Origin of the sequence: Avibacterium sp. 21-599 (assembly GCF_026226765.1) — a bacterium.
Lineage (GTDB): Bacteria > Pseudomonadota > Gammaproteobacteria > Enterobacterales > Pasteurellaceae > Avibacterium.
In genome coordinates this window covers 2,045,654-2,072,133 of the sequence record NZ_JAKKOB010000001.1, presented here as the reverse complement: position 1 = coordinate 2,072,133, position 26,480 = coordinate 2,045,654, and the positions used below count along the sequence as shown (strand labels likewise).

Below are 26,480 nucleotides of genomic sequence, written 5' to 3'. Positions count from 1 at the left end.
TGAGCATAGTTGAAAATCTCTTTCGCTTGGATAGCTTTAAGTAAGCTGATGGTTTCAAGATTGTTTCCCGCTAAGACGGTTTTGATGTCATTACCGGTGGTGATTTGGATGGTTCTGCCTTGGTCAATTTGAGTACGTTGGCTACCGTTAACCGTTAAAGTGCGGTGGTTTTTGATGTGATTTTTTTGGTCATGCTCAACCAGGGTGGTCATATCCCGCTGGGCATGCATTTCAAATAATTCTCGGTTCGCGGCATCCTCAAAGAGAATGCTGTTGTAACCTTCCCCTTTGTAGGTTTTCGATTTAATGTGCATTTGGGTATAGGTAGCAGGCAGATTACCCGGTGGGATTTGTAGCTCATTATACACGCGTCCAATAATCAGCGGTTGGTCAGGGTCGCCTTCTAAAAAGCTCACTTCGGCGTGTATCGTATAGCTGTTATTTTCAATGGGTTGCGTCTTGGTTTTGGTTATGATGGGAGTTGGCATTTATTGCTCCTTATCTTTATTACTTATTTCCCCCAATTAGGCAGCGTTGTTGCTTTATATGGTACAACTTTGTAACGTGATTTGTCTGGGGCTGGATCATCTACCCGTATTATGGCTAGATTTCCCCACTTATTAGGATAAGGTGCGTGTTCATCGTAATTCTCACGATTTACACAAAAATAAAAGTGGTATTCCTCCTTTCCAATAACACGTTCAAAACGATAAATCGCGTAGCATCTATCTCTACCAATATATTTCTCTTCATCAATGCCGTATATTCTTTGATCTTTGGGTGATAAATCGAGAAAGAAGAATTTTTCTTTAAACGTTAAATTAAATTCTTCAAAATCACGGTCTAAAAAGTGGGTTGCTTGCCCATAATTATCGTTCCAGATGCTTATTTCGGCAAAATCCCAATATTTTTTATTGAAGCGTTTGTTAATTTGGCTACCGTATATGCCCTTAATAAAAATTTCTTTATTGCCTTCACGTCTTTTTTCGAAGGTGTGATAGTTAAAAATCTCTCCATATCGAATGGGCGAAAAGAATTTTTTAGGCAGAACTTCCCCGCCTTCAAAAGGCGTGCCTAATTTAGCGATCTCGCCTGCTATGCTAGATTTTTGACCAAGAACATTTAAGCTACTCCAAATTAATTTTTTAACAATAGCAATATCTTGTGGTGTAAATTGGTAGGCGTGTTTAGGGGTTATATGATAGATACGAATATATTCCTTATTTATGTCCTTATTAGAAGAGGATTCGGCAGAGCAGGTGATATAAATAAGGCAGCAACAGAAGCTTACTAAAGTTTTTCTAAGTAGATTCATCGTGTTTTCTCCAGTTCCCAGAAGACATCATACGGTTGTTCGTTATCTCGAATGGCGGTAATAAATTCATCCCAAAACCTTTTTGTTATATTTTCTTTTCCTTTATCGATTACTTTTCGTCCAACAAGTTCATTCTGTGCTTCATATTCCTGCATTTGGTCATAAAACGCATAAGGATTAATTGCTTGGATATGCCCTGTCATCACAGCACTTCTTCCCCAAGGTAAATCAGGTAAAATATTTCCAATGGCATCATCCCTTACCACTTTTGCACAGGTATAATTGTTTGCAATATTATAATATTGCTCTCGTTGTTCTATTCCGTTTCTGATTCGTACCACATTTTTATAAATGGCTTCATACTGCGCTTCGGTAATTTTTAATTGAAACAAGGTGACTTTTTCGGATATTCGGTAGTCGGCGGTCGCTATTCCATAAGCACGATTGAAGTCCTGTCCGAGTCCATAGCCGACCTGAGCGGCAGGATAAGGGGCTAACATCTGATTAATTTGTTCTTGGTCAGGGAGTTGATAGGTTTTTCTATATTCAGCTAATCGTTCAGCATCATTAGCTAAAGGGCCTACACTTAAGAAAATGGTGGCATTTAGGTTTTTAACCAAATACATAAATGCATGCCCAGGGTCAGAGAGTACCTGATGAACAGGCATGTCTGTTTCGAAATGTCCCTCATCATCCTCTATGGAAATTCGTTGATAAGCGGATTGTTGAGGCTTATTATCTTCCTCCTGATTTTGTTTCATTTCCTCTTCAAAATTAGGGTTAGTTAAAGGTGATTTATTGACCTCAAAGCCAAGTACAAGAAAATAAGCATCTTCAGCGTGTATCGTATAGCTGTTATTTTCAATGGGTTGCGTTTTGGTTTTGGTTATGATGGGAGTTGGCATTTATTGCTCCTTATTATTTATATAGCGCTTTCCAATCAATTTGTACATCTACTTTTGTTTCGTCTTGAGTGTAAATTGGACGCGTTTTTCCTTCATTATCACTGATACCTGTTAAGGTTTTACCATCATAACGTATGATATAAGGCATATTTTTGTATGGATTACCCGATTTATCTTGGAGTATAAAGCTATGGCTATAGGGTTGAATGCCTTCTGTTAAAAAATTCTCTTTTTCAATTTCTTTCTCCTGCATTCCAATATGCACGCCATCTAACCAAATGCCTTCTTCATTCATCAAAATCGTGTTTTTACCAAAGCGAAGGAGAATCTTTTCATTGTCCATCGTCAGGCTGGTTTGTTTGCCCACTTCAAGCTCAATACGGTCGTGTGCCGCGTTGAAAATCTCTTTCGCTTGGATAGCTTTAAGTAAGCTGATGGTTTCAAGATTATTTCCCGCTAAGACGGTTTTGATGTCATTACCGGTGGTGATTTGGGTGGTTCTGCCTTGGTCAATTTGAGTGCGTTGGCTACCGTTAACCGTTAAAGTGCGGTGGTTTTTGATGTGATTTTTTTGGTCATGTTCAACCAGTGTGGTCATATCCCGCTGGGCATGCATTTCAAATAATTCTCGGTTCGAGGCATCCTCAAAGAGAATGCTGTTGTAACCTTCCCCTTTGTAGGTTTTTGATTTAATGTGCATTTGGGTATAGGTGGCAGGCAGATTACCCGGAGGAATTTGCAGCTCATTATACACGCGTCCAATAATCAGCGGTTGGTCTGGGTCGCCTTCTAAAAAGCTCACCACCACTTCTTGCCCAACACGTGGAATAGCGAGCATCCCCCAGTTTTGCCCCGCCCAAGGTTGAGCAACACGCACCCAGCAAGAACTTCTGGAATCGTTGAATTCCCCTTTATCCCAATGAAATTTCACTTTAACCCGGCCTTGGTAATCCGTGAAAATTTCTTCCCCTTTGGGGCCTGTGACTACCGCAGTTTGTGTGCCACAGATTTGTGGTTTTTGAGGGAAATTACTACGGAAAGTTTTCTCCGGAGAAAGACATTCAAAACGATTAGTGATAAAGGTGGTGTTTTCACGTTGACTAAAATGGCTTTCCTCTTCCAAGGCTTGCGGTTGTTCTCCATGATGTTGAATGTAAGTTAATTGCCAAGGCTGATTGAAGTCAGCACGAGGATGGCGATGAATGTGTAAGAGCTGACCTATCCTTAAAGCTGGGTGATTACTTTCTCCCTCGCCCGTATGGGCATCACGGCGTAAACTGTCGAGACGATATTGGGCAAAGCGTTCGCCACTGTCATTTTTATAGCGGCCAGGGTAGTCGTAGTAAGGGTAGTCTCCTTGGAATTGAATCTCTTCTTGCGTGCCTTGTAAGCCATATTCCGCATTCCAATTTGGTTTTTTGAAGGTGTAATCTTTTAACAACACTTCAGAAGGACGAATTTGTTCGGTCCATTGGAAGGTACGGAGATGAGGGGCTTGGCGTAATACGGTAGGATTGGCATTATAGTCAAGGGAGAGGGTATCTTCTTTGGATAAACGATGGGCATCATCGTAAATAAAGAGCCGGTCAATTTGATTATGTTCATCTTCCGTACAAAAGAAAAACAAGCCTTCTTCACCGATAATCCGTTGGAAAAATTCATAATCGGTTTCGCGGTATTGCACACAATATTCCCGTCTTGTGCGGTAGGCGATATCAATGGTGTGAAAAAGCACATCGGAATCGCTCAGCAGGGTTTTTAAGATATCTTCAATGCTGGTATGTTGGAAAATACGAGAGCGTCTTTTTTGGGTTAATCGCCAGAGATGAGGGGAGAGGGTAAAGTGATAAAAGGTATAGCGTTCACCGGTTTTACCGAGTTTGATTTGTGTGACGATACCGGAGATATTCCGTTGTCGCTCACCATCTTGCCAGATGGAAAGGGTTGCAGCGCAGTCGAGTAGTGAACCAAATGGAAGCTGATTATGTTGTGTTGCCGCGACAATGGAGAGTTTAAAGAGGGAATTATAGCCTTCTTCGAAATCGAATTTGACAACACGGAAGGTGTCAGGCGGCAGTTGTGCTACTTCGAGGGTGAAGTGGAGGCCTTTGGAAACAGAAAAATCGGGGAATTTTAGTGTGTTCATTGTTTATCCCTTATTAAAATTTTTTATCTGGCGTGACATAGTAATACATACTGTATTTCCAAAACTCAATAAGTTCGTAACCACTCTGTAAGACAGAGGTACATAATAGAAGCTTTGTCAGCCTATTTTGGTGGTGTGTAAATTTGTCATCCGTCTTTTAGTCTTATTTGCTATACTCATCCACTTCTTTACCAAAATAAGCGTCCCAATCAATTTCTATATCAATATTATCTTCATCTTCATCTGCAACATAAACCTCCTCTGTTTCTCCGTTCTCATTGGTAATTCCTTTTACGGTTTCTCCATCAAAATGCATAATATAGGGCATATTTCTATATGGCTCACTTTCTCCTAATAACCTAAAACGGTGAGGACTTTTGATTTTTTCAGGGATCTCTACTCTTTTTATTGTCTCTCTTCTTTTTACTTCCTTAATAAAATGAGGGCCGCAATCCGCCTTATACCAATAATTATCCTCATTCAATGCAGCACAATATTCAGATAATTCATTAAAATCCTCATCAGATAGTCGGTCTAAGTTTCGTTCACCAACTGGGTCAATATAGAAGATTCTGTGCATATCTTTTTTCTTATAAAAAAAACCATAGCCCGGACCAAATTCACCACTCACTTTAACAAATCCTATTTCACTATTAAAAAATATAACAACTCCAATCAATATAAGATTAGAAAGACATAATAAGATTGTTGTGCATTTATAAAATTTTTTATTCATTAATTTTTCCTTTTTCTGGTGCGTCTAGTTGAAAATGCTGTCTTAAATAGGTAACAAATTGCATTCCTACATTTCCTGGACAAGTGCGGTGATCATTTGATAAAGCAAACTCTCGATGCCCTCCTAGTTGTTTAATACAGAACACTGATAGCAATGCCTCAATTAAAATAATACAAGCATATTTTTGAGATTTAGGAATGCTAGAGGAGTAGAAAAAGTCTAGGTGGTCTATAAGATACTCTTTTTTATCTTTTTTCTTCTTCCAATCAACTTCACCTCTTTCTGAATAATCCCCAGTTAATAATATTCCTACTTTGTGAAAATTGTTCTCATTAACATGGGAGCCTTGGAATCTAATATCTCTCCCCTCAGCTATTTGACCATCACAGGCAACAATGTAGTGATATCCTATATCATCGAACTTACCACTCATGTGTTCGTTTTGTATACTATGCGCTACTTCAAATACTGGTACACATTCTGTTCCAAATGATGCGTTTCCTTGATGATGGATAACAATATCCGTATAATTCCAATCATCCGATAATTCTTTCTTGGGTTTTCTGGCATTCCATTCTGAGCGTTCAATAAATTTATTTGAAATTCCTAGTATGAGATTTTTTTCAATGTAATTGATAATAGCTTGTCTTGTTGCAGCTTTGTCATTAAGCTGAATGTTTTTAATCTCACAGATATCTTTTTTTAGTTTCACTTCAGTTGTTTTATTTTTATTCATTTTTCAATAACCTTATTAGCGTGTGGTATATTTTTGATTGTTTTAGTATTAATGTCTTAAGTGAGGTGTTTTTTTATTGTTTTTCTTCTGTCTCTAAAGGTATATTTTCTAGCTTTTTATTATCTTGGGTTTTCATCTGTTTTTTATAAGCTTCCCAATCAATTTCTATATGTACATCATTTTTATCGCTAACGTAAACGGTTTCTGTCTCTCCTTTATCATTTGTTATACCCTCTATAGTTTTTCTATCATATTGCATAATATAAGGACTATTTCTATATATTTCACCATTATATGTTAAAATAAAAGAATGAGGACGTAGAGAGGCCCTTCTTTTTACTTCCTTATTAAAATAAGGACCACAAGAAATTTTATGTCTGTAATTATTTTCACTTGCAGCAGCACAGTATTCAGACAGCTCGTGAAATGCATCATTAGAAAGCTGATCTAGGTCTTGTTCTCCTATAGGATCAAAATAATAAATCCTGTGCATATCTTTCTTCTTATAAAAAAAACCGTAATTATCCCCAAATTCTGTAGTTGTTCTTACTATACCTATTTCGCTATTAAAAAACATAATCATACTAGTCAATATTAGGTTAGAGATAAACAATAAGATTGTTGAACATTTATAAAATTTATAGAGTTTTTTATTCATTAATTGTTCCTTTTTCTGGTGCAGATAGTTGAAAATTTTGTCTTAAATAGGTAACAAATTGCATTCCTATATTTCCTGGACACGTTCGATGATCGCCTGGTAAGGCAAATTCTCGATGTCCTCCTAGTTGTTTAATAAAGAACACTGATAGCAATGCTTCAATTAAAGTAATGCAAGCATATCCTTGAATTTCTGGGACACTGAGTGAATGAAAAAAGTCTAGATGATCTATAAGGTAATCCTTTGCTTCTTCTATATTATGCCAATTCATTTCACCTCTTTCTGAATAATCACCAAGTAATAATATCCCTATTTTATTGGAATTATTCCAATTTACATGAGAACCTTGAAATCTAATATCTCTTCCTTCTAAAATATTTCCTTCACAGCTTACAATATAGTGGTAACCGATATCATCAAAATTTTGAGATCCTTTCATTTCAGATTGTTGAATTTTCTGTGTTTCGTTGATTGGGTCTCCACAACAGAAACCGAAATTTGAATTTCCTTGATGGTGAATGACGATTGCATTATAGTTCCAGCTTTCGGTGAGTTTTTTCTTAGGCGGTTTAGCTTTCCAACCAGAGCGTTCAATAAATTGTGTTCCGAACCTTTCCTTTAGGTTATTATTCACTCTATTAATAATAGTCTGCCTTGTTGCTGCTTTGTCATTCGTTTTTATAACATGCTCTTTAGCTTCATATTCTTTTTCCAATCCTATCGTTGTAGTTATTTGTTGATTCATTCTTCAATAACCTCATTAGCTTGTAAGAGTCTTTTTGGTGATTTAAACAGTACATGAATATTTACAGTTTCTTTTTGGTTGCTTTGAATATATAAATAGCCATTTTGATCTGTTTCTTGTTTAATTCGTTTTCCTGATGAAAATTCAATTTCACAAGGTCGATGAGCTAAAATTTCTCCAGTAGCTTTATCTGTTACGAGAACCTTCGCGATGTAATGAGATTCTTTTTTAGGCTCTCCGGTATTATCCGGCACTTGCAACTCCTTCTCCTGCATTCCAATATGGACGCCATCCAACCAAATCCCTTCTTCATTCATTAAAATTGTGTTTTTACCAAAGCGAAGGAGAATCTTTTCATTGTCCATCGTCAGGCTGGTTTGTTTGCCCACTTCAAGCTCAATACGGTCGTGTGCCGCGTTGAAAATCTCTTTCGCTTGGATAGCTTTAAGTAAGCTGATGGTTTCAAGATTGTTTCCCGCTAAGACGGTTTTGATGTCATTACCGGTGGTGATTTGGGTGGTTCTGCCTTGGTCAATTTGAGTACGTTGGTTACCGTTAACCGTTAAAGTGCGGTGGTTTTTGATGTGATTTTTTTGGTCATGCTCAACCACTGTGGTCATATCCCGCTGGGCGTGCATTTCAAATAATTCTCGGCTCGCGGCATCCTCAAAGAGAATGCTGTTGTAACCTTCCCCCTTGTAGGTTTTTGATTTAATGTGCATTTGGGTATAGGTGGCAGGCAGATTACCTGGTGGGATTTGTAGTTCATTATACACGCGTCCAATAATCAGTGGTTGGTCAGGGTCGCCTTCTAAAAAGCTCACCACCACTTCTTGCCCAACACGCGGAATAGCGAGCATCCCCCAGTTTTGCCCTGCCCAAGGTTGAGCAACACGTACCCAGCAGGAACTTCTGGAATCGTTGAATTCCCCTTTATCCCAATGAAATTTCACTTTCACTCGGCCTTGGTAATCCGTGAAAATTTCTTCCCCTTTGGGGCCTGTGACTACCGCAGTTTGTGTGCCACAGATTTGTGGTTTTTGAGGGAAATTACTACGGAAAGTTTTCTCCGGAGAAAGACATTCAAAACGATTAGTGATAAAGGTGGTGTTTTCACGTTGGCTAAAATGGCTTTCCTCTTCCAAGGCTTGCGGTTGTTCGCCATGATGTTGAATGTAAGTTAATTGCCAAGGCTGATTGAAGTCAGCACGAGGATGGCGATGAATGTGTAAGAGTTGGCCTATTCTTAAAGCTGGGTGATTACTTTCTCCCTCGCCCATATGGGCATCACGGCGTAAACTGTCGAGACGATATTGGGCAAAGCGTTCGCCACTGTCATTTTTATAGCGGCCAGGGTAGTCGTAGTAAGGGTAGTCTCCTTGGAATTGAATCTCTTCTTGTGTGCCTTGTAAGCCATATTCCGCATTCCAGTTTGGTTTTTTGAAGGTGTAATCTTTTAACAACACTTCAGAAGGACGAATTTGTTCGGTCCATTGGAAGGTACGGAGATGAGGGGCTTGGCGTAATACGGTAGGATTGGCATTATAGTCAAGGGAGAGGGTATCTTCCTTGGATAAACGATGGGCATCATCGTAAATAAAGAGCCGGTCAATTTGATTATGTTCATCTTCCGTACAAAAGAAAAACAAGCCTTCTTCACCGATAATCCGTTGGAAAAATTCATAATCGGTTTCACGGTATTGCACACAATATTCCCGTCTTGTGCGGTAGGCGATATCAATGGTGTGAAAAAGCACATCGGAATCGCTTAGCAGGGTTTTTAAGATAGCTTCAATACTGGTATGTTGGAAAATGCGCGAGCGTCTTTTTTGGGTTAATCGCCAGAGATGAGGGGAGAGGGTAAAGTGATAAAAGGTATAGCGTTCACCGGTTTTACCGAGTTTGATTTGTGTGACGATACCGGAGATATTCCGTTGTCGCTCACCATCTTGCCAGATGGAAAGGGTTGCTGCACAGTCGAGTAGTGAACCAAATGGAAGCTGGTTATGTTGTGTTGCCGCGACAATGGAGAGTTTAAAGAGGGAATTATAGCCTTCTTCGAAATCGAATTTGACAACACGGAAGGTGTCAGGCGGCAGTTGTGCTACTTCGAGGGTGAAGTGGAGGTCTTTGGAAACAGAAAAATCGGGGAATTTTAGTGTGTTCATTGTTATCCCTTATTAAATATTCGTTTTTTATTGATGATAATATAAGCTAACTTGAATAAAGTCACAATTGGAAGATTGTATGATAATCAACCTATATATGCTTCCAACAACAATTTTTTTATTACCTTGCCCCTCCTTTTAGCAAAGGTATGATAAATTAAAAAAACGCCTCTCTCGAATGAGAACAAATAATTTGTAAGGAAATTTTCCGCTTCAAAAGGCTTATGTATTATAAAGGATACATTTATGGCATTTTTATCGACAATTATCCCTCTAGCATTTCGCTAAATAACAACGGCGTAACGCCATTTTTTAAGTCAATTTGCACTGCACTATGTAAGGGAAATTCGTGTTGGCTAATCACATTCAAAGACTGTCCAGCCACTTCCACTTGATATTTATAATAAGCACCTAGAAAGCGTTGTTGGCGAATAATGCCGTTGGCTTGTGTTTGCTTATTGTTCATTTTTCTTTTATTCTTTTGGAAGCCCATCTAAAAACCTATGTACGTCTAATTTTCCTCTATTGATATAGTCTAGCATATTTTCTCTTATAGTTTTTTCATCCTCATATTCAGAAGAATCAGGATCTTCATCTATATAGTTAATCTTTTTAGAGATAAAGTTTAAGTATTGTTTTTTTATGTTAGATGATGAATATAATTTTAAACAGAAATTAAGGTCATTGTGGAAATATTTATCCAGCATAACTCCTTTTTTTGGAAAGATAACATCTTTTTCAATAATAATATATTTTTCCAGTAATTTATTACTTTTAAATAATCTAGGGAGGGGGTAAAGGTTATTATAAAGATGTATATATTTATTAGTGAATAATGAGTTCTTTTCCATTCCTATTCTTACATCTAGACAATGTAATGTCCCTAAATATTGGAATTGCTCCAGAGCTAACTCGTCATTAGAAAGTTTTTCTTTTACTTGTGTAAGCAAGTTGGATGCATTGCTATTATTAATTATAAAAAATAAAAGTATTAATAAAAACTTTTTATTTGGCATATCATCTTAACTCTAAAAATAAAATTTGTTCTTTAGTATTTTTACTAATGAGCATACGGCATAAATTATTATTTTTCTAAACTTTCAACAAAATCAGACAGCTCTTTTGATTTATAAAAACTAATGCATTGTAAGAATATATCATTAGCTATAATATCTTTTCTTTCCTCCATGTGAATTATATATTTTTGTTTATGAAATTCATTCATTTTTTGAGTTACAAAATTCATTAAATCATATATTTCCTGTACCGAATGATTTTCGGATAACTTAGAAGCATCATTTAATTCAATGCCAAGCTCTTTGTAGTTTATAGTTAAACATAGTTTTAAAGCATAATCTCTAAAGTCTAAAAATACCTCTTTTTCTTTAGCAAAGCAGGGTACGCTTAAAAACAAAAATAATAGAATAAGTCTCATTTTAACTCCTTTCTATAATATTACTCCTTTAGGAATCTAAGAATAGACTTTATGTATATATGTTGTTTATATAGTTTCAATTTTTTATTTTAATATAAGTCTTCGATATAAATAACAAAACAGAGATAAAAAATAATAAAAAATATTCAAGATATATCGAAATAACCTCTCTTTCTATGTTCGATTTAAATGAGTTAGTGGCATTTATGAAAGCCCATCCGCCAATTAATATAGAGAGCGTGATTAAAGATAAGAAAATAAAATATTTTCTTCTTTTTGAAAAAAAACTAAAAAGAAAGTGAATTGACAGAATATGATTGCAAGAATAAAAAAAAGAAAATATCCTCTTGTAAAGGGTGTGATCCATAGTTTCATCAACGAATATACTATATTTTATATTTAGGTTGATATCGATTATTATTAATGCAAAAAAAATGGCAAGGATTGTAAATAGTATGTATTTCATATTTCATCTCTTTTTAGTTGAAGTAGGACTTTATTTGTGATGTGAAGTCACTAATGTTAGTTGAGGATATTTTTCTAGTCTCCATAAAGTTTCCTAATTCTAATGGTGCAATGATTCCTTCTATTTTGTATCTATATTCTATATTATCGGAAGAGTCTTTTAATTCAATATTAAATATGTTTGTGCCAGCATACTTTAATGAGTCAATAGTAACTGTTGTGCAGTTTCTATAAAACAAATTATATTTGTTTATAACCTTTCCATATTTTTTACATATCTCTTTTTTGTTGAAATTATTAGGTGGTTCATTACTATTATCATAAGTCCTCAAAAAAAGTTATGTTTTATCTAATGAGGCGTCATTGATTTTATATATTTTATAACTTTTACTTTTGTGTCATTACCGGTGGTGATTTGGGTGGTTCTGCCTTGGTCAATTTCAATATGTAATTCCCGATTTCAATTATTATAGTCGCGCTTTTAAAACTTAAAATTATTTTAAGTCAGATAAATTATATTTATATATAAAATCCTTATACAACTTCTTTAGTTTTTTATTGTCAGTAAATAGATCCTTACAGATAAATGTTGGAGAGCTATATTCCAACTTAAAATATTCATCCTTTAATTTATATTTTTTAATAGTGTTGTTAATGTTTTCATTGTAGTATTTATTTAAAATTATTTTTATATCACTCCACTTATAGTAATAGTCAAACTTAGAGTTTAAACCATTTAATGTTTGAGAATGTTTTTTAAAAAAGTAATGGTTATTTTTTTTATAAAAACCTTGTGAATATAAAACATTATCTAGGCAGACGCTATTTCCTAAGTCTAAAAACTGGCCATATAATTCGCCATCTGAGGCATAATCTTTTTTTATATTTTCTAAATTTCCTGATGCAGATAAACTACTGAGTAGTGAAAATATTATTACATTTAATTTCTTCATTTATTTTAACTCCCAGAAATATATTTTTTTGCTTCTAAAAAATAATTATGTCCTCCAATTGCATTATTTTTATGCCATAGAGTAACATGTCCACTAGCCCATTTAGGGTCTTTAGCTATCATGCCATAAATACCTTTACGGTTTCCAATTGCATTTTGTATTTCTTGCAAGGATTCTGGATATCTTATAAAAACCTCCGGAGAACCAAACTGCTTTTTTAACCATTCGATCATTTTTGCCGCACTGACAATCACACCTTTACCTGCAAATTTTCCTTTTATAATTGGGTAGTTCCTAGGTGGTTTCATTCCTCCATTTAATAAAGCGAGGGATAATCTTGTAGCACAGGCATTTATAAAGATATTTCTGTCATAATTCTCCCCCATTATTGATATAAATACTAATTCAGCATATTCATCATTTTCATTTGTTATTGAAGTGGGATCTTCTCGTTTAGGATATCCCTCATATACCTTATCCCAAGGCGGTCTTCTCACCTTTATAGAGCGCTTTCTGTTTCCTGCCCGAGCAGTAATTGTTGCCATAATTATTCCTTATTAAAACTTAGATTTCTTTTTTCAAAAACATTTCTTATGACTGCTTCGCTATTATTGCCAATAATACCGCTTACAATCACATTTTCTTTTCCATTTTCTGTTTCATATTCAATTATAGCTTCGACTTTATCGCCCACTCTGCCATTCTCTTTGACTATATGTAAATTTAAGTCCGTATAATGACGAGAAAGATCCTCTAACTTAATTAACTCCTCGCCATAAGACCAATATAATTGAATAATTTCTCCATCTGGTTTTGGCTCTCCAGTATTATCCGGCACTTGCAACTCCTTCTCCTGCATTCCAATATGCACGCCATCCAACCAAATCCCTTCTTCATTCATCAAAATCGTGTTTTTACCAAAGCGAAGGAGAATCTTTTCATTGTCCATCGTCAGGCTGGTTTGTTTGCCCACTTCAAGCTCAATACGGTCGTGTGCCGCGTTGAAAATCTCTTATTGATAATGGTTTTTATATTGTGTTTTTGAATTAAATCATAGTTTTCCGAGGTGAGTTGCTCACAACGAAATAATTTATTATCTATGTTATAAAAGTTTGTTTTTTTACCTTAGTTAAAGGTAGCTTATATAGAAGTTTTAACTTCTACAATATTTATTTAATTTTTGGATTTTTATTATCGCTATTACATATTTTTATTAATCTTTTTGTTTCTATTTTGATTATGAGTAATACATAACACATATCTGAATACAATATTGCACAATTTCCTATAATTGCAGTTTGGAGAACATAGTAAAGTCCATTTTCTGCGTGCCGACTCCGAGTAGATTGGAACATACTGATTATAAAAATGGTTAAGATAATATAAAGGGCATACTTTAAAATTTTACTCTTTGCCAAGTTATCTAAACTTACGATCTCTTTAGAAGATTTTTTACCAGAAAAAATAGAAAGGCTATCTATAATTAACTTTTCTTCATTGATTCTAATGACGTGAATTATTGCTACAAACAGAAGGAAAGAGAGTATAAGAATAAGATTTAAGTATAATTCAGGGTATAGAAAATAACTTAAAACATAAGCTGGAAAAAAGAGCAATACAATACTCATGCATCCCATACCAAAGATGGTAGAATGAAGATACATTAATGCAATAATATTATTCTTTTTTGAAAGGAATTGTGTTATGAGATAGAATAAAAATAGATAGGTAAGCTCTCCTATCAAAAACAACACTATTAACTTATTTTTCTTTTCTATTGGGATATTAAGGTCTGTAAAGAAGAGGATTGCATATTGTATGATTAAAAAAATAAAAAAGACTGTTAATATAAATTTATAAGATCCTACACCTGTTTTATATTTATTAAAAATAAACCTACTATTTTTGTTTAAATATTTTAGTTCCATGTTTCATCCTTTATGTAATCAATGGCTTGGTTAATAGCATAACCTATACTGACAATAACAACGCCACTAAGTAAGAAGATTAATATTACAGGGAAAGCGGGCATAAATCCGGAAATAGATAATATTAAAGAAGTCAATATAGAACTTATCGTCACAGTAGCTATTCCGCCCAAAAAAGATAACCCAATTCTTCCTAATAACTCTACAATATCTCGACTCCCTGATTCATCCAACACTACTGTATCATAATCCAAAATGACATCAATCACGAATCCTGTTGCGGCTAATGGGCCGGAGAAATTTGCTTTAGCTAATGATTTGATGGATAGTACTTCTTTTGCGGATAGCCAAATCCGTTTAATATTTTTACTAATATGAATTCCTCCGGTTACACCTTTTAATTTTTCATGCGCTAATCCAGCATATCTAAATCCAAAAGCAGGAGTTTTTCCTTTAAATACAATGGCTAAATATCCGTTTATCCATTTTACTTCGACTTTATGACTCATTGCTTTTATCCAATGTTTATTTTCTAATGTGTAATCAATTGTATCTTTAACTAAAGCCATGTCATCGTTAGCGTAATATTGGAGAATCTCTATAAGCTCCTTATATTCTTTATCTTCAAGGATATGTTCTAATTCCCTTACCTCAACTGTTTGTGCTGTTTTATAGCGTTCGACTGGTGTTCCAAAAGGATAGTATTGTAAGGGGATTTTTGAGAGATTAGCTTCTTTTTTGACTTTAAATAACTCAATCTATTATTTTTATTTGTGTTTTTTCTTTTTATTTAAGTAGGTTTTTATTATTATCCCCCAGTAACAAAATGTTGGATATATAAAGGTGGTGGTGAATAACATTATGCCAGTAGAATAATAGATGTCATATTTTTGATTAAATCTTACTATGAAATAAAAAAGGATTAATGCTGTTGCTGGAAGAAACCCAATTAAGAAAAACATGTTATTCCACTGTAGTAGTTTTGGTAATGAGTAATCATTTATAAATAGCGTCTCGTTATTCTTCTCTTCTTTTTTTAACCAATGTTTTTTACTTCTTTCTATGAGATTGTTATCATTATATTCATATGTATAGAGAAAAGATATAAAGAGAGTGAGTAATAAGTATAGGAAAAAGAATATTAAAAAATATTTGTTATTGATAATCTGAATTAAAACAGTTGGAAAAAACAAGATGAAAGTTGTGGTTGGCATGTTGAAAAATGCACTTCTTATAATCATGGACGGTATTACCTTGCCATTTTTATTCAGGAAATTAAGTAGTAGATAAAAACATAAAAGGTATATCGCCTCAAATGTTACATATGTATAAAGTATGTGCTTTAATCGGCCATGTTCAAAGCTATTATATATAATTAATTGATGTGAAAATACAAATATAAACATCATAAAAAATGCAATTAAAGAGTATTTAGATATTCTATTATGGGGTAATAATATTATTTTTGATTTGCTCATGCTATGTTACTCAAATGCTTTGTGTAGAATAATTTTTCCTTGGTTAGAAACTTTGGAGTATATTATAGATATGGCTGTTATAATTAGTGCGCCGCCCATAATAACAAAGAATATTGGTATTGTCGTAGTTACAGTAGCTAATCCAGCCATGATGGTTGATATTATAAAGGAAGATGAATAATATCCTAAAATAGCAGATATTAAATTAATGCCAACCCTTCCAAGCAATTCAACAATACTTTTTGACCCTTCTTGAGAATTCATAATATCTTCATAATCTCCCCATACATCTAAGAAAAATGCAAGAGTCGACAATTTGCTAAAAGTCCCTTTTAATGTGTTAGATAAATTTGTTACTTCTTGGAATGCGAATTTTGTTCTTGTCATATTTTTACTGATATGAAAACCTCCTAAACTGGAATAGCTCTTACTAGATAGTCCTCCACTAGGCAAAGGGGCTGGGATACTTCCTTTAAATGCAATACAAACGTATCCTTTAACCCATTTTATCTGAATTTTTCTATTAGATAGAGAAAGTAACTTTTTATTAGATGAAAGATAATCAATAGTCGGATAGATTAATCCATAGTATTGCAAAATATTTTCTAATTCATCATATTCTCCTTGTTTTAAAATTAGTTTCAATTCATCTAATTCATTTAATGAAATCTCTTGAGCGATTTTATATTTATGGGCAATACTTCCATAAGGATCAATTGATAGAGGAACATTGATTTTATTTTTGAATATTTTCTTAGGTTCTAAAAAAATGAATACACCAACTTCCTCAGGCTCATTTTTGATGCAAGCATAACCATTATCTTTCCATAATTCATCAAAAGCCTGAAGAACGCGTTCAGGTTGATAGAGGGGTTTAAATACTTCCTGATGATTAAATTGATCAAGCGTTTTTACCCATTTATAAGCACTTTGTTGATGAGCCTTATGAATGCCATGTAGTTGATTGATGTCTGGCACATCTGAAAATCCAATATACATAGGCTCTAGCCATAAATCTGGTTTTTCTATTTCTTCGGTCTGAATGCCTATTCTGGTGGTTTTGTATCGTCCCAGTTCTTTATCTTTTGAGCGAACAATAAATGTGCCATCAAAAAATCGGCTCACTTGGACACGGTAGGGAATGCCTTGATTTGAAATAGAGAAGTTGCCATGTATTAATTTCTTGGTTTGTTTATCATAAACGGCATTGAGTCTAAAATTGTTGCTATCTTTTTCACTTGGGAGAATTTCAACGGTTAAATCTGTAAATAGTTTCGTTTGGAAGTTGAACACAACTTCTTGTACAGTGCCTAATAAAATAGTGTAATCACAAGAACGAGCGAGCTTTTCAACAGGTTCTCCAGGTAAGAAAATATAGCGAACTTCTTTTCTTCTTGTTGAAGTTTCATTGTGATGCGCTGCTGATGACATCTACTTTTTCTCCCTTGTTGACTGAGTTGCAGTAAAAAAGTTGAGACTCGTGCCTTCTATCTCTATTTTCCCTTGGCTATCTGCAGTAAGTTGAAGCGACTGACCCGATTTAGATGGTGTGAGGGTGATTTCTTCTCCTTGTGGGGATTTTCCATAGATATCTGCATATTGTAAAGTCATTTTTTTATCTTCATATTGCGATTGGTTTGAAGCTAATTCGATTTCTGTCTCCTGCATTCCAATATGCACGCCATCCAACCAAATGCCTTCTTCATTCATCAAAATCGTGTTTTTACCAAAGCGAAGGAGAATTTTTTCATTGTCCATCGTTAGGCTGGTTTGTTTACCCACTTCAAGTTCAATGCGGTCGTGTGCTGCATTGAAAATCTCTTTCGCTTGGATAGCTTTAAGTAAGCTGATGGTTTCAAGGTTGTTTCCCGCTAAGACAGTTTTGATGTCATTACCAGTGGTGATTTGGGTGGTTCTGCCTTGGTCAATTTGAGTACGTTGGCTACCGTTAACTGTTAAAGTGCGGTGGTTTTTAATGTGATTTTTTTGGTCATGCTCAACCACTGTGGTCATATCCCGCTGGGCATGCATTTCAAATAATTCTCGGTTCGAGGCATCCTCAAAGAGAATGCTGTTGTAACCTTCCCCTTTGTAGGTTTTTGATTTAATGTGCATTTGGGTATAGGTGGCAGGCAGATTACCCGGAGGAATTTGCAGCTCATTATACACGCGTCCAATAATCAGCGGTTGGTCTGGGTCGCCTTCTAAAAAGCTCACCACCACTTCTTGCCCAACACGTGGAATAGCGAGCATCCCCCAGTTTTGCCCCGCCCAAGGTTGAGCAACACGCACCCAGCAAGAACTTCTGGAATCGTTGAATTCCCCTTTATCCCAATGAAATTTCACTTTAACCCGGCCTTGGTAATCCGTGAAAATTTCTTCCCCTTTGGGGCCAGTGACTACCGCAGTTTGTGTGCCACAGATTTGTGGTTTTTGAGGGAAATTACTACGGAAAGTTTTTTCCGGAGAAAGACATTCAAAACGATTAGTGATAAAGGTGGTGTTTTCACGTTGGCTAAAATGGCTTTCCTCTTCTAAGGCTTGCGGTTGTTCGCCATGATGTTGAATGTAAGTTAATTGCCAAGGCTGATTGAAGTCAGCACGAGGGTGGCGATGAATGTGTAAGAGCTGACCTATCCTTAAAGCAGGGTGATTACTTTCTCCCTCGCCCGTATGGGCATCACGGCGTAAACTGTCGAGACGATATTGGGCAAAGCGTTCGCCACTGTCATTTTTATAGCGGCCAGGGTAGTCGTAGTAAGGGTAGTCTCCTTGGAATTGAATCTCTTCTTGCGTGCCTTGTAAGCCATATTCCGCATTCCAATTTGGTTTTTTGAAGGTGTAATCTTTTAACAACACTTCAGAAGGACGAATTTGTTCGGTCCATTGGAAGGTACGGAGATGAGGGGCTTGGCGTAATACGGTAGGATTGGCATTATAGTCAAGGGAGAGGGTATCTTCTTTGGATAAACGATGGGCATCATCGTAAATAAAGAGCCGGTCAATTTGATTATGTTCATCTTCCGTACAAAAGAAAAACAAGCCTTCTTCACCGATAATCCGTTGGAAAAATTCATAATCGGTTTCGCGGTATTGCACACAATATTCCCGTCTTGTGCGGTAGGCGATATCAATGGTGTGAAAAAGCACATCGGAATCGCTCAGCAGGGTTTTTAAGATATCTTCAATGCTGGTATGTTGGAAAATACGAGAGCGTCTTTTTTGGGTTAATCGCCAGAGATGAGGGGAGAGGGTAAAGTGATAAAAGGTATAGCGTTCACCGGTTTTACCGAGTTTGATTTGTGTGACGATACCGGAGATATTCCGTTGTCGCTCACCATCTTGCCAGATGGAAAGGGTTGCAGCGCAGTCGAGTAGTGAACCAAATGGAAGCTGATTATGTTGTGTTGCCGCGACAATGGAGAGTTTAAAGAGGGAATTATAGCCTTCTTCGAAATCGAATTTGACAACACGGAAGGTGTCAGGCGGCAGTTGTGCTACTTCGAGGGTGAAGTGGAGGCCTTTGGAAACAGAAAAATCGGGGAATTTTAGTGTGTTCATTGTTTATCCCTTATTAAAATTTTTTATCTGGCGTGACATAGTAATACATACTGTATTTCCAAAACTCAATAAGTTCGTAACCACTCTGTAAGACAGAGGTACATAATAGAAGCTTTGTCAGCCTATTTTGGTGGTGTGTAAATTTGTCATCCGTCTTTTAGTCTTATTTGCTATACTCATCCACTTCTTTACCAAAATAAGCGTCCCAATCAATTTCTATATGTACATCATTTTTATCACTAACGTAAACGGTTTCTGTCTCTCCTTTATCATTTGTTATACCCTCTATAGTTTTTTTATCATATTGCATAATATAAGGACTATTTCTATATATTTCACCGTTATATGTTAAAATAAAAGAATGAGGACGTAGAGAGGCTCTTCTTTTTACTTCCTTAGTAAAATAAGAATCACAAGAAGTTTTATAGAGACGACCATCTTCTTTTGCCGCTGCACAAAATTCTGATAGCTCATTAAATGCTTCATCTGAAAGCTGATCTAAATCTCGTTCTCCAACAGGTTCAATATAAAAGATTCTGTGCATATCTTTTTTCTTATAAAAAAAATCATACCCTGTACCAAATTCTGTTGTTACTCTGACAAGTCCTATTTCATTATGAAAAAAGAAAATAATCCCTATTAATATAATATTGATAATGCATAATAATGTTACAAGATGTTTATAAAAATTTTTTTTACTCATTGCGTTTTCCTTTTTCTGGTGCAGATAGTTGAAAATGTTGTCTTAAATAGGTAACAAATTGCATTCCTACATTTCCTGGACACGTTCGATGATCACCTGGTAAAGCAAATTCTCGATGTCCTCCTAGTTGTTTAATACAAAATACGGATAATAATGCTTCAATTAAAATATCAGGAAGCTAAATGCAGCACTAAATTCATCTGATTGATAATGAAGTATAACCTGAAAATCTACCCAGTATAAAATGCTAAGGAAAGATAATGCTAATTGAATTATAAATAATAAAATAATTTTATAAGTCCTATAAAGTTATACGGCATTAAGTAATTATTAATATTTTTTTATAAAGCTATAGAAGTAAATGCTATTATTGATAAATTTTAATTTATTCTTTTGGTTTTAATGTAAAATAAAGTAAGGATAGTAAAATACTAATTGTAAGTGATAGTAATAATATGCCAGCCTCTTTTGAAAAGAAAACTGCCCAGCTATCTTCCCTTATTTTAAAAATGTAAGTAAATACGATTATTAAACTAGTTGTCAGCAGAATATAATTAATTATAAATTTCCAGACTCTAAATAATAAACATATAAGAAAATAGATCGCTTCAATAAAAATAATTAGAAATGCATGCCCTAGCATACTTGCTAATAGTAAGGCATTAGAATTTTGTACCTCATATGCCATACCATCAATTGAGTACCTGAATGTTATAGATAGATCCATCCAACATAGTAAAGCAAGTATAAAAACAGCTATTTTTAGTATGAATATAAATAGCAAGGAAAATTTTTTAAAAGTTAAACTGCTCATATTCTAATTCCATCTAGTAAAGTTATTATTTTTTAGTTATATTTTTAAATGTATAATATTTAATGCTTCTTAAATAATAAAAATATAAGAAATAATATATTTAATATTAATACGTTAGAAGGGTATTGCAAATTAGACTCTATTGACTCTAGTATTGCCGTTGGAATATTGCTCTCTTGTAATGAGTACTTTATAAAAAGCTGAGTTCCAAGAATAGATAAAATATCTATTAATACAATAATAAGAATTAAAATTTTATAAATCATAGCTAATTATCCTTAAATACCAACTTAAATTCATTAGTATATTTCTTAACTTTTTTACTCATCTGGGACTTCATATCTAACTGAATAAATAATCCATGAGGAGTTTTGGGATCTAATTCTAGATCCCAAAATATAGTTGTTCCTGATTTTTCAATTAGATCAATTGTAGTTGTAACACAGTTCCTAATAAATAAATTGTAATTATTAATAACTCTCCCATGAGTTTTTATATTGTTACTAGTGCTCATTCTATCTGGTCTTTCATTACTACTAAGCCATAAATTATCAGAATACTTTATAGCTAATTCTAAATCAGCATCATTTATTCTATAAACATTACTATATCCATTTTTTAGATATAATATTTTTTTGATATATGATAAAGCATGATTACCTGTATATTTGATCAAAATCCCCTCTCCTGTAATCGGAATTGTATCGACATCATCATATCTCCCATATGTGTATACAATAATTTTTTCATCTTTAAAAAGTGACCAAAAAGCATGCCCAAGCCTATCAAGTTCAACCCACACATAAACCCCATCAGGAATTCTTCTCGTGATTTGAACTTTAACAATACTCTTAGTCGGGTCTTGTGTAAATGTTCCGACGGTTGTCTTTTTCTCTTTTTCCATTATTTCCAACTCCAATGATGATTTTCTGCTTCATCAATATGTAACCGAATTTCAGCTTCAGCAGATTGTTCACTAAAATAGACAGGTGTCAACCCATTTTCATCCGTTATACCTTTCTGTTCGCTTTCTGGCAATTTGATTGTAAATGGCGTATTTTGGTAAGGTCTTCCTTCATCATCTAATAGATGGAACTGAAGCCGATAGAGTGGTTTTAATTCCCCTGTATTATCTGGCACTTGCAACTCCTTCTCCTGCATTCCAATATGCACGCCATCCAACCAAATGCCTTCTTCATTCATCAAAATCGTGTTTTTACCAAAGCGAAGGAGAATCTTTTCATTGTCCATCGTCAGGCTGGTTTGTTTGCCCACTTCAAGCTCAATGCGGTCGTGAGCATAGTTGAAAATCTCTTTCGCTTGGATAGCTTTAAGTAAGCTGATGGTTTCAAGATTGTTTCCCGCTAAGACGGTTTTGATGTCATTACCGGTGGTGATTTGGATGGTTCTGCCTTGGTCAATTTGAGTACGTTGGCTACCGTTAACCGTTAAAGTGCGGTGGTTTTTGATGTGATTTTTTTGGTCATGCTCAACCAGGGTGGTCATATCCCGCTGGGCATGCATTTCAAATAATTCTCGGTTCGCGGCATCCTCAAAGAGAATGCTGTTGTAACCTTCCCCTTTGTAGGTTTTCGATTTAATGTGCATTTGGGTATAGGTAGCAGGCAGATTACCCGGTGGGATTTGTAGCTCATTATACACGCGTCCAATAATCAGCGGTTGGTCAGGGTCGCCTTCTAAAAAGCTCACTTCGGCGTGTATCGTATAGCTGTTATTTTCAATGGGTTGCGTCTTGGTTTTGGTTATGATGGGAGTTGGCATTTATTGCTCCTTATCTTTATTACTTATTTCCCCCAATTAGGCAGCGTTGTTGCTTTATATGGTACAACTTTGTAACGTGATTTGTCTGGGGCTGGATCATCTACCCGTATTATGGCTAGATTTCCCCACTTATTAGGATAAGGTGCGTGTTCATCGTAATTCTCACGATTTACACAAAAATAAAAGTGGTATTCCTCCTTTCCAATAACACGTTCAAAACGATAAATCGCGTAGCATTTATCTTTACCAATATATTCTTCAGTATTTCCTGCATATTTAACTTGATCTCTTGACGATAAATCGAGAAAGAAGAATTTTTCTTTAAACGTTAAATTAAATTCTTTAAAATCACGGTCTAAAAATTGGGTTGCTTGTCCATAGTCATCTACGCCAAGACGTATTAGAGCAAAATCCCAATATTTTTCATTGAAGCGTTTTCTAATTTGACTACTGTATATGCCTTCAACAAAAATTTCTTTATTACCTTCACGTCTTTTTTCAAAAGTATGATAGTTAAAGATTCCTCCATCTCGAATGGGTGAAAAGAATTTTTTAGGCAGAATTTCCCCACCTTCAAAAGGTTTACCTAGCTTAGAAATCTCTTCTGCTATGCTAGATTTTTGACCGAGAACATTTAAGCTACTCCAAATTAATTTTTTAACAATAGCAATATCTTGTGGTGTAAATTGGTAGGCATGTTTGGCGGTAAGCTCATTGATATCAATATATTGTTTTTCGATAGTCTCCTGATTAGCTGTTTCTGCAAAACAGGTAATATAAGCAAAACAGAAGCATAGACTGGTTAGTATTTTGTATAATCGGTTCTTCGTTGTCATTGGGTTGTCTCCGGTTATAAAAAAACATCGCGTGGTTGTTTTTTATCTCGAATTGCCTTAATAAACTTATTCCAGAAAAGTTCTGTATCATCTTTGCTTCCTTTATCGATTACTTTTCGTCCAATAAGTTCATTCTGTGCTTCATATTCCTGCATTTGGTCATAAAACGCATAAGGATTAATTGCTTGGATATGCCCTGTCATCACAGCACTTCTTCCCCAAGGTAAATCAGGTAAAATATTTCCAATGGCATCATCCCTTACCACTTTTGCACAGGTATAATTGTTTGCAATATTATAATATTGCTCTCGTTGTTCTATTACGTTTCTGATTCGCACCACATTTTTATAAATGGCTTCATACTGCGCTTCGGTAATTTTTAATTGAAACAAGGTGACTTTTTCGGATATTCGGTAGTCAGCGGTTGCTATGCCATAAGCACGATTGAAGTCCTTTCCGAGCTCATAGCCGACCTGAGCGGCAGGATATGGGTCTAACATTTGATTAATTTGTTCTTGGTTAGGGAGTTGGTGTTTTTTTCTATATTCAGCTAATCGTTCAGCATCATTAGCTAAAGGGCCAACACTTAAGAAAATGGTGGCATTTAGGTTTTTAGTCAAATACATAAATGCATGCCCGGGGTCAGTGAGTACCTGATGAACAGGCATGTCTATTTCGATATCTCCCCAATCATCCTCTAGGGGAATTCGTTGATAAGCGGATTGTTGAGGCTGATTATCGTCCCCTTCATTTTTGTTCATTTCCTCTTCAAAATTAAGGTTAGTTAAAGGTGATTTATTGACCTCAAAGCCAAGTACAAGAAAATAAGCGTCTTCAGCGTGTATCGTATAGCTGTTATTTTCAATGGGTTGCGTTTTGGTTTTAGTTATGATAGGAGTTGGCATTTATTGCTCCTTATCTTTATTACTTATTTCCCCCAATTAGGCAGCGTTGTTGATTTATATGGTACAACTTTGTAACGTGATTTATCCAATTTTGGTTCATCTAACCGTTCAATCACAATTTTTCCAAATCGATAAGGGTATTTATCCGTTTCTTGGTAATTATTGCGGCTCACACAAAAATCAAATTGGAGGTGGGCTTTTTCATTTTTACGTTCGAAACGGTAAATGGCATAACAATTGTTTTCCTCTTCCTCAAAACGTGCAGGCTCTCTAAGGGTATAAGCAGAATATCCTGCTAGATATTTATTAGCATCATTAGTAAGTAATTCTTTTAAAAAATATTTATGCTTAAACACAAGATTAAAATCATTAAAATCTTTTTGAGTAAACTCTGAGTTCATTGCCATTTTTTCTGCAATAGGGAATATAGTAGCGGTTTTCCAGTATTTTTTATCTTTTTTACTGAAATAGCTACTATAGTACCCATAAACTCCTCGTTTTTCTTTTGTTGGTTCTTCAAATAAATAAGAATAAATAAAGTATCCACTAGTTATTGGAGTAAAGAGTTTCTTAGGGATATGTTCTCCTCCTTCAAAAGGATAATCTAAATTTTTTAATACAGAATAAATACTCCTTCCTTCTAGTATATCAACAGAACACTGTAGGAAAAACTTGAAGTCTTTGATATTTTTCGGAGTGAATATATAATTTTCTAAGTCAGAAATTCTATTTGATTGCCTTATCTTTTCTGAAATCTTTTCCTTACTCTCATTAAATTTGTTTTCCATAGAAAAAATCACTTGGGAAATTGATAACAGTATTATAAAGATTAGTCTTTTCATTTATTCCCCTTATCTAATATGATGTCTTTTGGGTAGTTTCTGTTTTTAATGTCTAAAATGAACTGATCCCATTTGTTTTGTGTTTCTTCTTTAAAATCAATATTAAATTTCTTAATAAAGTAAGTTTTTTCTTTCTGTTTTTTATATTCCTGCATTTGGTCATAAAACGCATAGGGATTAATCGCGTGGATATGCCCTGTCATCACAGCACTTCTTCCCCAAGGTAAATCAGGTAAAATATTTCCAATGGCATCATCCCTTACCACTTTTGCACAGGTATAATTGTTTGCAATATTATAATATTGCTCTCGTTGTTCTATTACGTTTCTGATTCGCACCACATTTTTATAAATGGCTTCATACTGCGCTTCGGTAATTTTTAATTGAAACAAGGTGACTTTTTCGGATATTCGGTAGTCGGCGGTCGCTATTCCATAAGCACGATTGAAGTCCTGTCCGAGTCCATAGCCGACCTGAGCGGCAGGATAAGGGGCTAACATTTGATTAATTTAATAATATTCAAAGAATCTAATAAAAATTTAGGGGCTGTCCTAGATAACGACTAAAAACTCTATTTAGGTTAGAATGAACCAATGAGAAAAAGTCGTCTAAGTCAGCATAAACAAAATAAACTCATTGAGCTATTTGTCGCAGGGATTACAGCAAGGACTGCTGCGGAGTTGGTCAATGTAAACAAAACAACAGCAGCATACTACTTTCATCGTTTACGCCTGCTCATCTATCAAAATAGCCTACACTTAGAAATGTTTGAAGGTGAAATTGAAGCCGATGAAAGTTATTTTGGTAGTGCCCGCACAGGTAAACGTGGTCGTGGCGCGGCAGGGAAAATCGCGGTATTCGGGCTCCTTAAACGCAATGGCAAGGTTTATACCGTTGCGGTTCCGAATACTCAATCAGCCACCTTGTTACCTATTATTCGAGAGAAAGTAAAGCCTGATAGTATTGTTTACACCGATACTTATCGTAGTTATGATGTGCTTGATGTGAGTGAATTTAGCCATTTTCGCAAATTTAATGGTATTCCTAAAGCCCATTTTGAGCTTTATTTAAAGGAATGCGAATGGCGTTTTAATTACAGTGACATAAAAACTCAAATTTCCATTTTAAAACAACTAGTTAAAGGAAGTTTAGTCTAGTTATCTAGGACAGCCCCAAAATTTATTATTTTAAAAGCTTGTAAAATAAGAACATTAGCAAGCTCAGATAAATATACCCCATAACTATATAGCATAGGATGAAATGTATTAAAAAAAATATAAAACCAGAATTAAAATAATAAAAAGACATAATAAAACAGGATAGGAATAGACAAATCATTGGGCAAACTATGAAAAATAAATATTTCTTA

The 26,480-nt window shown here is 34.9% G+C and carries 27 protein-coding genes; 1 reads left to right on the top strand and 26 read right to left on the bottom strand.

All coding sequences use genetic code 11. The features are described from left to right. The 26 genes from L5B83_RS09890 to L5B83_RS09765 form a co-directional block, all read right to left on the bottom strand. On the bottom strand, nucleotides 1-488 hold a 488-nt coding region (locus L5B83_RS09890; RefSeq protein ID WP_442780634.1), incomplete at its 3' end, for a bacteriophage T4 gp5 trimerisation domain-containing protein. A gap of 23 nt (nucleotides 489-511) precedes the next feature. Continuing rightward, nucleotides 512-1,315, bottom strand: coding sequence for a hypothetical protein (locus L5B83_RS09885; protein WP_265778350.1), 804 nt, complete (start codon nucleotides 1,313-1,315; stop codon nucleotides 512-514). Then, nucleotides 1,312-2,220, bottom strand: coding sequence for a hypothetical protein (locus L5B83_RS09880; protein ID WP_265778349.1), 909 nt, complete (start codon nucleotides 2,218-2,220; stop codon nucleotides 1,312-1,314). The genes L5B83_RS09885 and L5B83_RS09880 overlap by 4 nt, the downstream gene beginning before the upstream one ends. A 13-nt stretch (nucleotides 2,221-2,233) precedes the next feature. Then, nucleotides 2,234-4,366 carry a type VI secretion system Vgr family protein gene (locus tag L5B83_RS09875; protein ID WP_265778348.1) on the bottom strand — a complete coding sequence of 711 codons (2,133 nt, stop codon included), beginning with the start codon at nucleotides 4,364-4,366 and terminating at the stop codon, nucleotides 2,234-2,236. Nucleotides 4,367-4,529: 163 nt separating this feature from the next. Further along, nucleotides 4,530-5,102: a hypothetical protein gene (locus tag L5B83_RS09870; protein WP_265778347.1), complete on the bottom strand. Its 573-nt coding sequence runs from the start codon at nucleotides 5,100-5,102 to the stop codon at nucleotides 4,530-4,532. After that, nucleotides 5,095-5,838: an N-acetylmuramoyl-L-alanine amidase gene (locus L5B83_RS09865; RefSeq protein WP_265778346.1), complete on the bottom strand. Its 744-nt coding sequence runs from the start codon at nucleotides 5,836-5,838 to the stop codon at nucleotides 5,095-5,097. The genes L5B83_RS09870 and L5B83_RS09865 overlap by 8 nt, the downstream gene beginning before the upstream one ends. A gap of 73 nt (nucleotides 5,839-5,911) precedes the next feature. Next, complete coding sequence (locus L5B83_RS09860) at nucleotides 5,912-6,496, bottom strand: hypothetical protein (RefSeq protein ID WP_265778345.1); 585 nt, start codon at nucleotides 6,494-6,496, stop codon at nucleotides 5,912-5,914. After that, a complete protein-coding gene (locus L5B83_RS09855; RefSeq protein WP_250350003.1) occupies nucleotides 6,489-7,241 on the bottom strand; it encodes an N-acetylmuramoyl-L-alanine amidase in 753 nt (250 codons plus the stop codon). Before L5B83_RS09855 ends, L5B83_RS09860 begins: the two co-directional genes overlap by 8 nt. Further along, on the bottom strand, nucleotides 7,238-9,409 hold the full coding sequence (locus L5B83_RS09850; RefSeq protein WP_265778344.1) for a type VI secretion system Vgr family protein: 2,172 nt from the start codon (nucleotides 9,407-9,409) through the stop codon (nucleotides 7,238-7,240). The genes L5B83_RS09855 and L5B83_RS09850 overlap by 4 nt, the downstream gene beginning before the upstream one ends. 265 nt (nucleotides 9,410-9,674) lie before the next feature. Beyond that, nucleotides 9,675-9,875, bottom strand: a complete 201-nt coding sequence (locus tag L5B83_RS09845; RefSeq protein WP_250349973.1) for a hypothetical protein — start codon at nucleotides 9,873-9,875, stop codon at nucleotides 9,675-9,677. Between the two features lie 7 nt (nucleotides 9,876-9,882). Continuing rightward, nucleotides 9,883-10,425 (bottom strand): hypothetical protein, encoded by a 543-nt coding sequence (locus tag L5B83_RS09840; protein ID WP_250349974.1) that lies wholly within the window; start codon nucleotides 10,423-10,425, stop codon nucleotides 9,883-9,885. A gap of 68 nt (nucleotides 10,426-10,493) precedes the next feature. Continuing rightward, entirely contained in the window at nucleotides 10,494-10,844 is a 351-nt protein-coding gene (locus L5B83_RS09835; RefSeq protein WP_265778343.1) for a hypothetical protein, read from the bottom strand. A gap of 959 nt (nucleotides 10,845-11,803) precedes the next feature. Continuing rightward, nucleotides 11,804-12,262, bottom strand: a complete 459-nt coding sequence (locus tag L5B83_RS09830) for a hypothetical protein (RefSeq protein WP_115261407.1) — start codon at nucleotides 12,260-12,262, stop codon at nucleotides 11,804-11,806. Nucleotides 12,263-12,267: 5 nt separating this feature from the next. Beyond that, nucleotides 12,268-12,807 carry a T6SS effector amidase Tae4 family protein gene (locus L5B83_RS09825; RefSeq protein WP_250349976.1) on the bottom strand — a complete coding sequence of 180 codons (540 nt, stop codon included), beginning with the start codon at nucleotides 12,805-12,807 and terminating at the stop codon, nucleotides 12,268-12,270. 2 nt (nucleotides 12,808-12,809) lie between these two features. Then, the gene (locus L5B83_RS09820; protein ID WP_250349977.1) at nucleotides 12,810-13,235 is read right to left on the bottom strand and encodes a hypothetical protein; all 426 of its coding nucleotides are present in this window, start codon (nucleotides 13,233-13,235) and stop codon (nucleotides 12,810-12,812) included. 196 nt (nucleotides 13,236-13,431) lie between these two features. Next, complete coding sequence (locus tag L5B83_RS09815; protein WP_265778342.1) at nucleotides 13,432-14,190, bottom strand: hypothetical protein; 759 nt, start codon at nucleotides 14,188-14,190, stop codon at nucleotides 13,432-13,434. Further along, nucleotides 14,181-14,759, bottom strand: a complete 579-nt coding sequence (locus L5B83_RS09810) for a hypothetical protein (RefSeq protein WP_250349978.1) — start codon at nucleotides 14,757-14,759, stop codon at nucleotides 14,181-14,183. Before L5B83_RS09810 ends, L5B83_RS09815 begins: the two co-directional genes overlap by 10 nt. Nucleotides 14,760-15,674: 915 nt before the next feature. Next, on the bottom strand, nucleotides 15,675-17,099 hold the full coding sequence (locus L5B83_RS09805; protein ID WP_250349979.1) for a hypothetical protein: 1,425 nt from the start codon (nucleotides 17,097-17,099) through the stop codon (nucleotides 15,675-15,677). Then, nucleotides 17,100-19,229 (bottom strand): type VI secretion system Vgr family protein, encoded by a 2,130-nt coding sequence (locus L5B83_RS09800; RefSeq protein WP_265778341.1) that lies wholly within the window; start codon nucleotides 19,227-19,229, stop codon nucleotides 17,100-17,102. A 163-nt stretch (nucleotides 19,230-19,392) separates the two neighbouring features. Further along, the gene (locus tag L5B83_RS09795; RefSeq protein ID WP_265778340.1) at nucleotides 19,393-19,932 is read right to left on the bottom strand and encodes a hypothetical protein; all 540 of its coding nucleotides are present in this window, start codon (nucleotides 19,930-19,932) and stop codon (nucleotides 19,393-19,395) included. A gap of 1,082 nt (nucleotides 19,933-21,014) precedes the next feature. Next, nucleotides 21,015-21,650, bottom strand: coding sequence for a hypothetical protein (locus L5B83_RS09790; RefSeq protein WP_265778339.1), 636 nt, complete (start codon nucleotides 21,648-21,650; stop codon nucleotides 21,015-21,017). Then, entirely contained in the window at nucleotides 21,650-22,528 is an 879-nt protein-coding gene (locus L5B83_RS09785) for a bacteriophage T4 gp5 trimerisation domain-containing protein (protein WP_265778338.1), read from the bottom strand. Before L5B83_RS09785 ends, L5B83_RS09790 begins: the two co-directional genes overlap by 1 nt. A gap of 23 nt (nucleotides 22,529-22,551) precedes the next feature. Further along, nucleotides 22,552-23,364, bottom strand: coding sequence for a hypothetical protein (locus L5B83_RS09780; RefSeq protein WP_265778337.1), 813 nt, complete (start codon nucleotides 23,362-23,364; stop codon nucleotides 22,552-22,554). Between the two features lie 14 nt (nucleotides 23,365-23,378). Further along, a complete protein-coding gene (locus L5B83_RS09775; protein ID WP_265778336.1) occupies nucleotides 23,379-24,269 on the bottom strand; it encodes a hypothetical protein in 891 nt (296 codons plus the stop codon). A 23-nt stretch (nucleotides 24,270-24,292) separates the two neighbouring features. Continuing rightward, nucleotides 24,293-25,111, bottom strand: a complete 819-nt coding sequence (locus L5B83_RS09770; protein ID WP_265778335.1) for a hypothetical protein — start codon at nucleotides 25,109-25,111, stop codon at nucleotides 24,293-24,295. After that, entirely contained in the window at nucleotides 25,108-25,611 is a 504-nt protein-coding gene (locus tag L5B83_RS09765) for a hypothetical protein (RefSeq protein WP_265778334.1), read from the bottom strand. Before L5B83_RS09765 ends, L5B83_RS09770 begins: the two co-directional genes overlap by 4 nt. Before the next feature lie 93 nt (nucleotides 25,612-25,704). Between L5B83_RS09765 and L5B83_RS09760 the strand changes: the two genes are divergently transcribed. Beyond that, complete coding sequence (locus L5B83_RS09760) at nucleotides 25,705-26,268, top strand: IS1595 family transposase (RefSeq protein WP_265777648.1); 564 nt, start codon at nucleotides 25,705-25,707, stop codon at nucleotides 26,266-26,268. The last annotated feature ends 212 nt before the right edge of the window (nucleotides 26,269-26,480 follow it).

Excerpts from the sequence above, each read along its gene's own strand:
- L5B83_RS09785 (WP_265778338.1), bottom strand. The coding sequence starts at position 22,528 with ATGCCAACTCCCATCATAACCAAAACCAAGACGCAACCCATTGAAAAT.
- L5B83_RS09865 (WP_265778346.1), bottom strand. The coding sequence starts at position 5,838 with ATGAATAAAAATAAAACAACTGAAGTGAAACTAAAAAAAGATATCTGT.
- L5B83_RS09825 (WP_250349976.1), bottom strand. The coding sequence starts at position 12,807 with ATGGCAACAATTACTGCTCGGGCAGGAAACAGAAAGCGCTCTATAAAG.
- L5B83_RS09835 (WP_265778343.1), bottom strand. The coding sequence starts at position 10,844 with ATGAGACTTATTCTATTATTTTTGTTTTTAAGCGTACCCTGCTTTGCT.
- L5B83_RS09830 (WP_115261407.1), bottom strand. The coding sequence starts at position 12,262 with ATGAAGAAATTAAATGTAATAATATTTTCACTACTCAGTAGTTTATCT.
- L5B83_RS09850 (WP_265778344.1), bottom strand. The coding sequence starts at position 9,409 with ATGAACACACTAAAATTCCCCGATTTTTCTGTTTCCAAAGACCTCCAC.
- L5B83_RS09765 (WP_265778334.1), bottom strand. The coding sequence starts at position 25,611 with ATGTTAGCCCCTTATCCTGCCGCTCAGGTCGGCTATGGACTCGGACAG.
- L5B83_RS09840 (WP_250349974.1), bottom strand. The coding sequence starts at position 10,425 with ATGCCAAATAAAAAGTTTTTATTAATACTTTTATTTTTTATAATTAAT.
- L5B83_RS09855 (WP_250350003.1), bottom strand. The coding sequence starts at position 7,241 with ATGAATCAACAAATAACTACAACGATAGGATTGGAAAAAGAATATGAA.
- L5B83_RS09860 (WP_265778345.1), bottom strand. The coding sequence starts at position 6,496 with ATGAATAAAAAACTCTATAAATTTTATAAATGTTCAACAATCTTATTG.
- L5B83_RS09845 (WP_250349973.1), bottom strand. The coding sequence starts at position 9,875 with ATGAACAATAAGCAAACACAAGCCAACGGCATTATTCGCCAACAACGC.
- L5B83_RS09805 (WP_250349979.1), bottom strand. The coding sequence starts at position 17,099 with ATGTCATCAGCAGCGCATCACAATGAAACTTCAACAAGAAGAAAAGAA.
- L5B83_RS09810 (WP_250349978.1), bottom strand. The coding sequence starts at position 14,759 with ATGGCTTTAGTTAAAGATACAATTGATTACACATTAGAAAATAAACAT.
- L5B83_RS09870 (WP_265778347.1), bottom strand. The coding sequence starts at position 5,102 with ATGAATAAAAAATTTTATAAATGCACAACAATCTTATTATGTCTTTCT.
- L5B83_RS09760 (WP_265777648.1), top strand. The coding sequence starts at position 25,705 with ATGAGAAAAAGTCGTCTAAGTCAGCATAAACAAAATAAACTCATTGAG.
- L5B83_RS09815 (WP_265778342.1), bottom strand. The coding sequence starts at position 14,190 with ATGGAACTAAAATATTTAAACAAAAATAGTAGGTTTATTTTTAATAAA.
- L5B83_RS09775 (WP_265778336.1), bottom strand. The coding sequence starts at position 24,269 with ATGCCAACTCCTATCATAACTAAAACCAAAACGCAACCCATTGAAAAT.
- L5B83_RS09780 (WP_265778337.1), bottom strand. The coding sequence starts at position 23,364 with ATGACAACGAAGAACCGATTATACAAAATACTAACCAGTCTATGCTTC.
- L5B83_RS09880 (WP_265778349.1), bottom strand. The coding sequence starts at position 2,220 with ATGCCAACTCCCATCATAACCAAAACCAAAACGCAACCCATTGAAAAT.
- L5B83_RS09790 (WP_265778339.1), bottom strand. The coding sequence starts at position 21,650 with ATGGAAAAAGAGAAAAAGACAACCGTCGGAACATTTACACAAGACCCG.
- L5B83_RS09770 (WP_265778335.1), bottom strand. The coding sequence starts at position 25,111 with ATGAAAAGACTAATCTTTATAATACTGTTATCAATTTCCCAAGTGATT.
- L5B83_RS09875 (WP_265778348.1), bottom strand. The coding sequence starts at position 4,366 with ATGAACACACTAAAATTCCCCGATTTTTCTGTTTCCAAAGGCCTCCAC.
- L5B83_RS09795 (WP_265778340.1), bottom strand. The coding sequence starts at position 19,932 with ATGAGTAAAAAAAATTTTTATAAACATCTTGTAACATTATTATGCATT.
- L5B83_RS09885 (WP_265778350.1), bottom strand. The coding sequence starts at position 1,315 with ATGAATCTACTTAGAAAAACTTTAGTAAGCTTCTGTTGCTGCCTTATT.
- L5B83_RS09800 (WP_265778341.1), bottom strand. The coding sequence starts at position 19,229 with ATGAACACACTAAAATTCCCCGATTTTTCTGTTTCCAAAGGCCTCCAC.